Here is a 10676-nt window from a genome sequence, read left to right on the forward strand (position 1 = left end):
GACCGGGCGATCATATGCGTCACGAGGACTTCCTCGAAAGGCACACCCAGCTGGGCCCCACGTGAGGCCAAGCGTAAAGGCCTCTCAGCCCGTCACTCGTCAATTTCCTAGTGGAAGTGGTGGTGCCGCTTACAGGACTCGAACCTGTGACCCCCTCATTACGAATGAGGTGCTCTACCAGCTGAGCTAAAGCGGCGCGCTTCGTCTCCGGAAGCCCGTGATACGGACACAGGAGACACTGGTGTTCCAGGCACCAAATCACCGACCCAGTGCGAGGAGGGCCTATTTAGCGGCGCGCGGGCCGCTTGCCAAGCGTCGGCGTGAACCGGCGTTGCGGCGAGGCGCTGGACTGCCCGTTTCAGGCTCTGCTGGCGGGGCCGCGTCAAAGCCGCCGGGTCCGATTCCTGGATCGTCCGGAATAGGCATCAGGGCGCCGCCCGCCTCGGCCGCCCGGACGAACGGGGTCGATTCGGCATAGGCCGAAGGCAACTGCGGCAGCTCGCTCATCGTGCGCTCCCGGCGCTCGAAGCGTGGATGGATCAACTCGCCGGTCTCGACATAGCTGACGGTCAGCCGCGCCCAGTCTTCCCTGGCGTAGGCGAAAGCGCGCCCCTCGGGATCGAGATCCGACCAGTCGGGCTCCTGCGGCGCGGCCACGCCCCGAGCGACCCAGGCCCGGGCCTCGTCGGCCTCGCCGTTGGCGTAGGCGACTCTGGCCATCAGGCCGGCTACCCGGGCGGTCAGGGCTTCCTCGGGAAGCAGCCGAGCCGCGGCTCGCGCCGCAATCGGATCGCCGCCGATCAGCGCGCTCTCCACCTTCAGCAGTCGACTTTCCCGGGCCTCGGGCTTCAGGTTCGCCAGAGCGGCCAGGCGAACCGCCCGCAGCTTGGGAGTCTCGCTGGTCTTGAGATCGCGATAGGCTAGCCAAAGCGCCGGGTGCGGCGCCCGCTTCCAGGCGGCCTCGATCAATGCCCCGGCCTTGGCCGTCTTGCCGTCGGCGGCCAGCAGGCGCGCGGCCATCACCACGCCCGGGGCGAACTCGGGCTTGAGCTTGGCGGCCTGGGTCGCGAAGTCCAGCGCCTGGGCCAGGATCTTGGGATCGTCGGAATCCTCCACGCCGGCGGCCGAGGCGGCCAGCAGGGCGGCCCTGGCCCGTTCGGCGATCAGCGGCGGCACGATCTTGCGCTCCAGAGCCCCCTGAACCAAGGCTAGAGCCGCCTGCCAGTCGCCAGCCTCCAGCCGCGCTTCGAGCAGGGCGCGCCAGGCCCAGCGGGCGGTGCGGGCCAGACCATAGGCCGTTTCAGCGTGCCGCAGGGCCAGGGTCTTGTCCCCCTCGGCCACGGCGGTCTGCATCAGGCCCCGCAAGCCCGCCAAGCGCATTTCCGGAAAGCCCAGCATGGCGTTGTAGGCCTGGCGAGCCGCGACATGGTCGCCGGCGGCCTCGGCGGCCTGAGCGGCCAGGACTCGGACCAGGGCCGGGGCGTCCTCGGCCAGTTCGGAGGCCTTCTGGGCCAGGCGCCGGGCTTCGGAGCCGTCACCGGCGGCCGCGGCCAGGAAGCCCCGCGACAGGGCTTCGACACCTTGCTTGCGCTTGGCCTCGATCCGCGCCCTCGCGGCGCGACGCGGCGCCTCGACCACCCACAGCAGGCCGCGCCACAGGATGGTGGCCAGAAGAGCGGTGAACAAAGTCAGCAGGGCGGCGGCGGCGGCCGTCATCTCGACCCGCCATCCCATCCAATCAAGGCTGGCCGCGCCGGGCTCGCCGGTCAGGGCGACCACCGCCACGGCCAGGGCGGCGACCAGGAAGAAGATGATCGCCGCGCGGATCACGGGACCACCGGTTGGGCGGGACCGGCAGGCGCCGGCGCGCTCGGTTGGGGATGGGTCACCTGGATCAGTCCCGCCAGGGCGTCGGCGCGGATGGCGGCGATGTGACGGTCGATCTCGACCCGACGCTCGGCCGCGCCGCGCCAGGGGGCCAGGACGGCCTGGGCAGGTGGCGGCAAGGTCTCGACCGCCGCCAGCGCCCCTTCGATATCGCCTTCGTTCAAAAGTTTCTGCGCCCGCCCCAGCACCGCGTCGGGGGTGGAGCCCTGGGTCGAGCCAACCTGGCGGATCGACACGATGCTCGACAGGGTGTGCCGCAGGCGCGCCAGGAAGTCGGCGTTGCGGCCGGGATCCCGGGCGGCGACCGCGGCGCGCCCGGCCAGGGTCTCGAACTCGTCGGCCAGGCCCGCACGGGTGGGCGCGCCGTCCTGTGCAAGGCGCGCCAGGGCCCGCAGGTCTGGCGACAGGGGCAGCACCCGCTCCAGGCTGGCCAGCTCCTCGGCGAACGGTCTCGCCGTACGGGCGGCGTCGGCCAGGGTGGCGGCGGCCAGGGCGACGCCGGCGGCGTCCAGGGCCCGCTGCTGGCCGGTCTCCAGAACCGCGACTCGGCCTTCCAACTGGGCCACGCCATCGGACCCCGAGGGCGAGAGGACGGCGGCGCTGGGCGTCCTGTAGAGCGGCCGGTCAGCCACCGAGGGCGACGGGGGCGGATCGCCGGCACGCTGGTGAATCTCGGGCGGCGTCTTGGCGCGGGAGAACCAGACCGGACCGAATCGCGCCAGGGCCGCGCCGGCCGCCACGCAGACGATCCCGAAGGCGATCAGCGCCCAGAAGCCCGGCCCCAGCAGGCGGCGACGGCCGTACAGCGCCGGGTCGCGCGGCGCGTCGGAGTCAACGGGATCGGGAGCGAGCGTCATGCGCCATTCGTGCCCCACACGGCCGCGCCGCGCAATGTTCAGCTAGAGCGTGAGCAGCGTCAGCAGCGCGGTTTCATCCGGGTGCGGCGCGGACGTCACGCCCCCCAGCCCCCCGGCCTGCAACAGCCCTTCAAGCGGTCGCGCCACGGCCGCCGACAGGCACAAGGCCCGCAACGCCGGCGCGGGACGTTCCGCAAGACAGCACGACAGCGCCCGCGCCGCGCGCGGCGAATGCAGCAGCACCGCCTCCAGCTGATCGAGCCCGGACAGGGTGGAAGACGAGGGATCGCGCTCGACCGCCTCATAGACCGCCAATCGCCGGGCGTTCAGCCCCGTGGAAACCAGGGGCGTGACCAGGTCGCCCGCCGGCTCCAGCGCCGACGGATGCAGCACCGCGCCATCCAACCGCCCTGCGTGGTCCAGGATCAGGGCCGTCAGGGCTTCGACGTCGCCCGCGGCCGAGGTGACGGACGAGAACCCCGCCTCGCGCGCCGCCCGCGCGGTCCGGTCGCCGACCGCAAACACCGGCCGATCCCGGCCGGCGTCGAGGCGGGCGAAGGCGGCGACGCCGTTGACGCTGGTGAAGGCCAGGGCCGCGACGCCGGCCAGGTCGACGGGTGGAGAAAGATCGCGGACTTCCAGCAAGGGATCGATCAGCGGCGCCAGACCCATGGCCTCCAGGCGGGCGGCGGTGGCCTCCGCGCCCGGCAAGGCCCGGGTGACCCAGATCCGCCGCGCGCCGACCGTCATCGCCTAGTCCGTCAGGATCAGGGCCGGACCGCCCTCGGCGCGGACGGCGCCGCCGAGCTCCAGTCCCAGGGCCCGGGCCTCGTCGGCGGCGTTCGGGCTGGACAGAGTGACCGAGCCCTCGCGGCGGAAGCGCTGGGCGCCGTCGGGAGTCAGGGCCTCGACGATCATCGTCAGCGCCAGGCCGTCCAGCCGGGCATGGGCGCCGACCGCCGTGCGGCACGAACCCTCCAGGGCATAGAGCGCGCCCCTTTCGGCGGCGACCGCCAGGGTGGTCGCCTGGCAGCGCACGGCCTGCAGCCAGGGCCGATCGACGTCCTCGGCGCGGGTCTCGATGACCAGGGCGCCTTGGCCCGGCGCCGGCGGCGCGGCCAGCGGGTCGAGCCAGCTGCGGGTCAGGTGGCCCAGGCCCAGGCGATTGAGGCCCGACTGGGCCAGCAGGATGGCGTCGGCCTCGCCGCGCTCCAGCTTGGCCAGGCGCGTGTCGACATTGCCGCGCAGCATGACGATCTCGAGATCGGGACGCACGTGCAGCGCCTGGGCCTGGCGGCGCAGCGAGGCGGTGCCCAGGCGGGCGCCCTCGGGCAGGTCCTCCAGGCGCTCGGCCACGGGACTGATGAAGGCGTCGCGCGGATCCTCGCGCTCGGGCGTCGCCGCCAGCACCAGGCCGGGCGGCAATTCGGCGGGCATGTCCTTGAGGGAATGCACCGCGCAGTCGATGCGGCCGTCCAGCAGGGCCTCCTCGATCTCCTTGGTGAACAGCCCCTTGCCGCCGATCTCCATCAGCCGGCGATCCTGGATGCGGTCGCCGCTGGTGACGATCGGGACCAACTGGGCGAAGGCGTCGAGATCGTCGCCGGGCGTCCAGCCGAGCGCGGCCGCGATGCGGGCCTGCATCAGGCCGGACTGGGCCAGCGACAGCTTCGAGCCGCGCGCGCCGATGCGGATGGGTTGCCGGGACACGGTGGGGGCGTTACCTGCAGAGCGAATAAGAGCCTTCGCTGCTACAGGAGCGGCGGGACCCCGGCAACCGAATGACGCCCCTTACGGAATCGACGCTCACCATCCTCGGCCTGGAGACCAGCTGCGACGAGACCGCCGCGTCCGTCGTGCGCCGGGCTGCGGACGGCCGTGTCGAGGTGCTGTCGTCGATCGTCGGCACGCAGTTCGAGCAGCACGCCCCGTTCGGCGGCGTGGTGCCGGAGATCGCCGCCCGCGCCCATGTCGAAGCCATCGACGCCGTGGCGGCCCAAGCCATGCGCGCGGCGGGGCTGGATTTCGACGCCCTGGACGGGGTGGCCGCCACCGCCGGCCCGGGCCTGGTGGGCGGGGTGATGGTCGGCCTGGCGTTCGGCAAGGCCGTGGCCGTGGCCCGCGACCTGCCGCTGGTGGCTGTCAACCACCTGGAGGGTCACGCGGTGTCGGCTCGGTTGGGGGCGTCGATCGATTATCCCTTCCTGCTGCTGCTGGTGTCGGGCGGTCACTGCCAACTGCTGGAGGTGGCCGGGGTGGGGGCCTGCACCCGGCTGGGCACCACGATCGACGACGCGGCCGGCGAGGCCTTCGACAAGATCGCCAAGAGCCTGGGCCTGCCCTATCCCGGCGGTCCGGCCTTGGAAAAACTGGCGGCGTCCGGCGACCCGACGAAGTTCGACCTGCCGCGCGCCCTGCTGGGCCGCAAGGACTGCGACTTCTCGTTCTCGGGCCTGAAGACCGCCGCCGCCCGGCTGGCCGAGAAGATTACTGATGACCCGCAGCGCGCCGACCTGGCCGCCGCCGTACAGTTCGCCATCGCCCGCCAGCTGTCCGAACGCACGGACCGGGCCATGAAGCTGTATGCCGCCGCCCACCCGCGCCAGGACCTGCGCTTCGTGGTGGCCGGAGGCGTGGCGGCCAACAGCGCAGTGCGCGCGGCCCTGCAAAGGAACTGCGCCGACAACGGCTTTTCGTTCGACGCCCCGCCCCTGGCCTATTGCACCGACAACGCCGCCATGATCGCCCTGGCCGGGGCCGAGCGGTTGGCGCTGGGAATTTCCGATGATCTGGACGCCGTGGCGCGTCCGCGTTGGCCCCTGGACGAGGCGGCGGCGTTATCCAATCCGAGCAACAGTTTCGGCCGCAAGGGAGCCAAGGCGTGAACTTCAATCATGCGGGCGTCATCGGCGCAGGCGCCTGGGGCACGGCCCTGGCCCAGGTCGCGGCCCGGGCGGGCCTCCAGGTCACTCTGCAGGCCCGCGAGCCCGAGGTCGTCGCCTCGATCGCCGCCGAGCGCGAGAATGCGATGTTCCTGCCCGGGGTGAAGCTGGAGGACGCCGTCACGGCCGCGCCCGGCCTCGACGCCTTGGCGTCCTGCGACCTGATCCTGGCCGTGCCGCCCGCCCAGCACCTGCGCTCGGCCCTCATGGCGTTGAAGCCGCACCTGAAAGCCGGCGCGCCGGTGGTGCTGTGCTCCAAGGGCGTCGAGCAGGGCACGCTGAAACTGATGAGCGACGTCGCCTTCGAGGTGCTGCCCGACGCGCCGATCGCCGTGCTTTCGGGACCCAGCTTCGCCGGAGAGGTGGCGCGCGGCCTGCCGACCGCGGTCACGCTGGCTTGCGAGGACGAGGACCTGGGCCGCCGCATCGGCGAGGCGATCGCCATCCCGACCTTCCGTCCCTACTGGGCCGCCGACGTGATCGGCGCCGAGGCCGGCGCGGCGGTCAAGAACGTCCTGGCCATCGCCTGCGGCATCTCCGAAGGCAAGGGCCTGGGCCGCAGCGCCCACGCCGCCCTGATCACCCGCGGCTTCGCCGAGCTGACCCGCCTGGCCGTGGCGCTCGGCGGCAAGGCCGAGACCCTGGCTGGCCTATGCGGTCTGGGCGACCTGGTCCTGACCTGCTCGAGCCCTCAATCGCGCAACATGAGCGTCGGCCTGGCCCTGGGGGGCGGCCAGACCCTGGAACAGGCCCTGGCCGGCAAGGTCTCGGTGGCCGAGGGCGTCGCCTCCGCGCCTGCCGTCCGCGCCCTGGCCCGCTCGCTGGGGGTCGAAACCCCGATCTGCGAGGCCGTCGCCGCCATCCTGGCCGGCGAGGTCGATGTCGACAGCGCCATCCTGGGCCTGCTGTCGCGGCCTCTGAAGGCCGAGGCCTGACTACGATTGGGGACAGGCGCATGCGCCTGTCCCGTCCGCATCCTGAAAGGAACCGCCCCATGCCGCTCTACGCCATCATCTGCAAGGACAAGCCCGGCGCGCTCGAGACCCGCCTGGCGACTCGCCCTACGCACCTGGACTATCTGAACAACAGCCCGAACCTGAAGCTGGCCGGCGCGCTGCTGGACGACGACGGCAATCCGATCGGCTCGATCATCGTGGTCGAAGCCGAGGACAAGGCCACCGCCCAGGCGCAGGCCGACAACGACCCGTTCACCGCCGCCGGCGTGTTCGAGAGTGTCGAGGTGCATTTCTGGCGACTAGCGATCGGCGGCCTTTGAGCCGAACCGATCCTTCCAACCCCGCCCGACCCGCCGCCGGCGCGATCCTGTGTCCGCTGGACGAGATCGCCTCGCCCGGCGCGCGAGGTTTCCGTTTCCGGGTCGAGGACGCGGTGTTCGCCGGCTTCGTCGTCCGACGGGGCGAGGCCGTGGTCGGCTATGTCGACAGCTGCCCGCACGCCGGCTGGCCCCTGGCCGGGCCAAATGGCCGGTTCCTGACCCGCGAGAACGACTTGATCCTCTGCGCCGGGCATGCGGCCCTGTTCAGGATCGAGGACGGCGCGATGGTCGCTGGCCCCTGCCAGGACGTCGCCCTGACGCCATGGCCGGTGCGTATCCAAGGTTCGGACATCGTCGTCGCCTAGAACCTCGTCTTAACCCGTTCGACCTAGGCTTGCGCCCGACACAAACCGGGAAACCGCGCCATGGCCGACGGGTCCACGACCAATTTCGACGCCGAACTGACCGACGCCCAGGACGCTCGCGGGTTGGGCGCCAAGCTGCGTTCGTTCGCCAAGGTCAACCCGCGGTTCGCCCCCGACCTGGCCCGCACCATGCTGGCCAGGCGCGATCATTCGGTGGTCAACGCCTTCAACGCCCACAGTGAAAAGACCGGCTACGAGTTCACCTCGGGTTGGGCCTCGAACAACATCCCGTTCGTCACCCCGCTGCTGCGCGACTTCGCCGGCAAGCGCGGCGATACGAGCATCCGGTACCTCGAGATCGGGGCCTACGAAGGCCGCAACCTGGCGTTCATGGACTGGCTGATGCCGGACCGCCTGGAGGTGACCGTCATCGACCCCTGGTTCGACGAGGCCCTGAACCCGGAAGAGAAGTACCACGCCGTCGAGCCGCGCTTTCACCGCAACATGGCCCGCACCTCGTTCCGCTCGATGACCGCGCGCAAAGGGTTCTCCACCTACGAACTGCCCAAGATGCTGGCGGCGGGCGAACAGTTCGACCTGATCTATGTCGACGGCAGCCACACGGCCCTGGCCGTGCTGATCGACCTGTGCTTCTGCGCCAGCCTGCTGAGCGTGGGCGGCATGATGGTGCTGGACGACTACTGGCACGACATCAGCGAGATCGGCGGCCCGGGCGTCAAGCAGGCCACCGACCAGTTCTACGGCGCCTTCGGCCGCTATTTCGAGATCACGGCGGTGTACCGTCAGGTGGCCCTGACCAAGATCGCCGAAATCCCGCGGTAGGCTCCACGATTGGGGACAGGCGCATGCGCCTGTCCCCGTTCGAGGTCTAGATCCGCGCTTCCGCCGAAAAGTCCGCCAGATCCTCGATCAGCGACCTGGCCGCCTGAGCCACCAGCGCGCCGCCCTTCTCGGGCGTGGCCTGGGCCGGGTCCGAGCCCATGCGGCCGTCCGCGTAGCGGGCCCGGAAGTCCAGCGCCTCGCGGATCGGGCCGGTCGGGGCGATCTTCGGTTCGTAGGCGGCGGTCTTGACGCTGTCCGGATAGGCCCATTGCGTCACCGCGATCTCGGACGGGGTCGCATGGCTGCCGTGGCCAACCGGGAACTGCTGGTTGGCCAGGCTCATCACGCCCTTCAGGTCCCACCAGTTCTTCAGCTTCAGGGCGAACGGCGCGCGCTCCTGGCGGAAGCTGTACTCGGCGTAGATCTCGGAGAAAGCCGCCTCGATCGAGGCGACGTTGCCGCCGTGGCCGTTCAGGAAATAGATCTTCTCGAAGCCGTGCGCGCCCAGCGATCGCACCCAGTCGCCGATCGCGGCGATGAAGGTCGAGGGCCGCAGGAAGATCGTCCCCGGAAACGCCAGGTGGTGCTGGGCCATGCCGACGTTGAAGGTGGGGGCCACCAGTACGCTGTCCGACAGTTTCGCGGCCTCGTGCGAGATGATTTCCGGGCATAGCCAGTCGGTGCCCAGCAGCCCCGTGGGGCCATGCTGCTCGTTCGAGCCGATCGGCACGACCACCGTCTTCGACGTCCGCAGATAGGCCTCGATCTCGGGCCAGGTCGAAAGGGCGAGCAGCATGGCTGGAAACTCCGCGAGAAATCCTGGGCGGCGTCAGGAAGGGCGCACGCCTACAACTTGGGCACCGCTTTACGCCCATCCTAGGGGCAAGCCGACCCTTTGCGGACAGGAGAACCATCCATGGCGCTGCAGCTCGGCGACATCGTTCCGGACTTCACCCAGGCCTCGACCGAGGGCCCGATCCACTTTCACGACTGGGCGCAGGGCGCGTGGGTGGTGCTGTTCTCGCATCCCAAGGACTACACCCCCGTCTGCACCACTGAACTGGGAACCGTGGCCAAACTGAAGCCCGAATTCGACAAGCGGAACGTCAAGGTGATCGGCCTGTCGGTGGACGGGCTGGAGAACCACGGCGGCTGGGCGGCCGACATCGAGGAAACCCAGGGCGCGAAGTTGAACTTCCCGCTGATCGCCGACACCGACCGCTCGGTGTCCAACCTCTACGGCATGATCCATCCCAACGCCTCGGACACCCTGACCGTGCGCTCGGTGTTCATCATCGACCCCAACAAGAAACTGCGGCTGTCCCTGACCTATCCGGCCTCGACCGGGCGGAACTTCGACGAGATCCTGCGGGTGATCGACAGCCTGCAACTGACCGACGGCCACAAGGTGGCCACCCCGGCCAACTGGACCCAAGGCGGGGACGTGATCATCGTCCCGTCGGTCGACAACGAGACGGCGAAAACGCTGTTCCCGGGCGGCTGGGAAGAGCAGAAGCCATATCTGCGGGTGGTCAAACAGCCGGCCTGATCCGCGAGCCTTGAACGGCGCACGTCAAACGCGTTAGGCGAGGCCTGCGCCGTTCAAAGCCGAGGCCTCCATGACATCGATCCTGCTCGCCCTCGTCCTTGGAGCGGCGACCATGGCGCCAGCAGCCCAGGACCAGGCCGGCAACCGGCTCGAGGCCTTCGCCGCGACGCCGCCGCAAGCGCCCGAAGGTGCGCCGCCGCTGCATTGCACCGCCGACCGCGACTGGTGCGCAGAGATCAGCCGCGACGTCGACCAGAACACCTCGGCGTTGCACGTGTTCGCCGGAACGCCGACCGGCCAGCCGCCGGCCGCGACCCTGGACCTGGGCAGCGACGACAATGACGACCTGGCGCTGTGGCCGTCGATCGTCCGCATCGCCGGACCCGAGTCGGGCGTGATCGTCGGGGTCGAGCGCCATGTCAGCACCAGCTATTCCGGCGGCGGCGGCGCGGCCACCCAGCTCCAGCTGATCCGGGTGCGGGGCGATCACGCCAAGCCGGTGCTGAACGCGCCGGTCTTTGGTTCGCTGCTGATCCGCGCCTGTTTCGGTGAACGTGACTTCTGGCTGCGACGCGGCGCCTGCCACGACGAGTATAATTTCGCCGGCGACCTGACGCTGGATCCGACCACCGCCGTGGGTCCGCCGCGCCTGGTGTTCGCGACCAAGGCCACGACCTTCCCCGCCGGCGCCCTGCGGGCCGGGGACGCCGCGCGTGGCCGGCTGCGGGCCCGCGACCTGATCACCGTCCCCGATCCCGCCTGCAGCTACCGGCGGATCTTTGCCTTCGACCCGGCCTCGGACGCCTACGCGCCCGACAGGCCGCTGCCCGAGTGCGAAGCCTATACCGTGCCCTGAACGATGGGGTGGACGCCCCCCGACGGCATCGATGTGCCAAAGTGGAGGTGTTGAGAACACCACTGCAAAGGAGGCGTCCGTGGAAGAAGTTATCACAATCG

12 protein-coding genes and 1 tRNA gene are annotated in these 10676 nt (G+C 70.5%); 7 read left to right on the plus strand and 6 right to left on the minus strand.

Annotated elements, in window-relative coordinates; genetic code table 11:
* Positions 1-120: 120 nt before the first annotated feature.
* The 5 genes from ASD47_RS18280 to hemC all read right to left on the minus strand — a co-directional run bounded on the left by ASD47_RS18280 (position 121) and on the right by hemC (position 4454).
* Positions 121-196 (minus strand) — tRNA-Thr (locus ASD47_RS18280).
* An 86-nt stretch (positions 197-282) separates the two neighbouring features.
* Positions 283-1830: a heme biosynthesis protein HemY gene (locus tag ASD47_RS18285; RefSeq protein ID WP_056759602.1), complete on the minus strand. Its 1548-nt coding sequence runs from the start codon at positions 1828-1830 to the stop codon at positions 283-285.
* On the minus strand, positions 1827-2744 hold the full coding sequence (locus ASD47_RS18290) for a COG4223 family protein (RefSeq protein ID WP_156402313.1): 918 nt from the start codon (positions 2742-2744) through the stop codon (positions 1827-1829). Before ASD47_RS18290 ends, ASD47_RS18285 begins: the two co-directional genes overlap by 4 nt.
* A gap of 42 nt (positions 2745-2786) precedes the next feature.
* Positions 2787-3494, minus strand: a complete 708-nt coding sequence (locus ASD47_RS18295) for a uroporphyrinogen-III synthase (protein WP_056759606.1) — start codon at positions 3492-3494, stop codon at positions 2787-2789.
* Between the two features lie 3 nt (positions 3495-3497).
* Positions 3498-4454, minus strand: coding sequence for a hydroxymethylbilane synthase (hemC, locus tag ASD47_RS18300; protein WP_056759608.1), 957 nt, complete (start codon positions 4452-4454; stop codon positions 3498-3500).
* Positions 4455-4525: 71 nt separating this feature from the next.
* Here hemC and tsaD point away from each other — a divergent pair, with 71 nt between their 5' ends.
* Genes tsaD through ASD47_RS18325 form a run of 5 tightly spaced genes read left to right on the plus strand, consistent with a single transcriptional unit; the run spans position 4526 to position 8170 of the window.
* Complete coding sequence (gene tsaD / locus ASD47_RS18305) at positions 4526-5629, plus strand: tRNA (adenosine(37)-N6)-threonylcarbamoyltransferase complex transferase subunit TsaD (protein WP_056759610.1); 1104 nt, start codon at positions 4526-4528, stop codon at positions 5627-5629.
* Positions 5626-6621, plus strand: a complete 996-nt coding sequence (locus tag ASD47_RS18310; RefSeq protein ID WP_056759611.1) for an NAD(P)H-dependent glycerol-3-phosphate dehydrogenase — start codon at positions 5626-5628, stop codon at positions 6619-6621. Before tsaD ends, ASD47_RS18310 begins: the two co-directional genes overlap by 4 nt.
* Before the next feature lie 59 nt (positions 6622-6680).
* A complete protein-coding gene (locus ASD47_RS18315; protein WP_056759612.1) occupies positions 6681-6962 on the plus strand; it encodes a YciI family protein in 282 nt (93 codons plus the stop codon).
* Entirely contained in the window at positions 6959-7327 is a 369-nt protein-coding gene (locus tag ASD47_RS18320; RefSeq protein WP_056759613.1) for a Rieske (2Fe-2S) protein, read from the plus strand. The genes ASD47_RS18315 and ASD47_RS18320 overlap by 4 nt, the downstream gene beginning before the upstream one ends.
* A 60-nt stretch (positions 7328-7387) precedes the next feature.
* Positions 7388-8170 (plus strand): class I SAM-dependent methyltransferase, encoded by a 783-nt coding sequence (locus tag ASD47_RS18325; protein ID WP_056759615.1) that lies wholly within the window; start codon positions 7388-7390, stop codon positions 8168-8170.
* A 46-nt stretch (positions 8171-8216) separates the two neighbouring features.
* Here the strand turns inward: ASD47_RS18325 and ASD47_RS18330 are convergent, their stop codons facing one another.
* Positions 8217-8966, minus strand: a complete 750-nt coding sequence (locus tag ASD47_RS18330; RefSeq protein WP_056759617.1) for a creatininase family protein — start codon at positions 8964-8966, stop codon at positions 8217-8219.
* A 120-nt stretch (positions 8967-9086) separates the two neighbouring features.
* Between ASD47_RS18330 and ASD47_RS18335 the strand changes: the two genes are divergently transcribed.
* Both ASD47_RS18335 and ASD47_RS18340 read left to right on the plus strand, forming a co-directional pair.
* Positions 9087-9719: a peroxiredoxin gene (locus ASD47_RS18335; protein ID WP_056759619.1), complete on the plus strand. Its 633-nt coding sequence runs from the start codon at positions 9087-9089 to the stop codon at positions 9717-9719.
* Between the two features lie 112 nt (positions 9720-9831).
* On the plus strand, positions 9832-10575 hold the full coding sequence (locus ASD47_RS18340) for a hypothetical protein (RefSeq protein ID WP_056759622.1): 744 nt from the start codon (positions 9832-9834) through the stop codon (positions 10573-10575).
* Positions 10576-10676: the final 101 nt, after the last annotated feature.

Source organism: Caulobacter sp. Root1472 (genome assembly GCF_001426985.1).
GTDB lineage: Bacteria > Pseudomonadota > Alphaproteobacteria > Caulobacterales > Caulobacteraceae > Caulobacter > Caulobacter rhizosphaerae.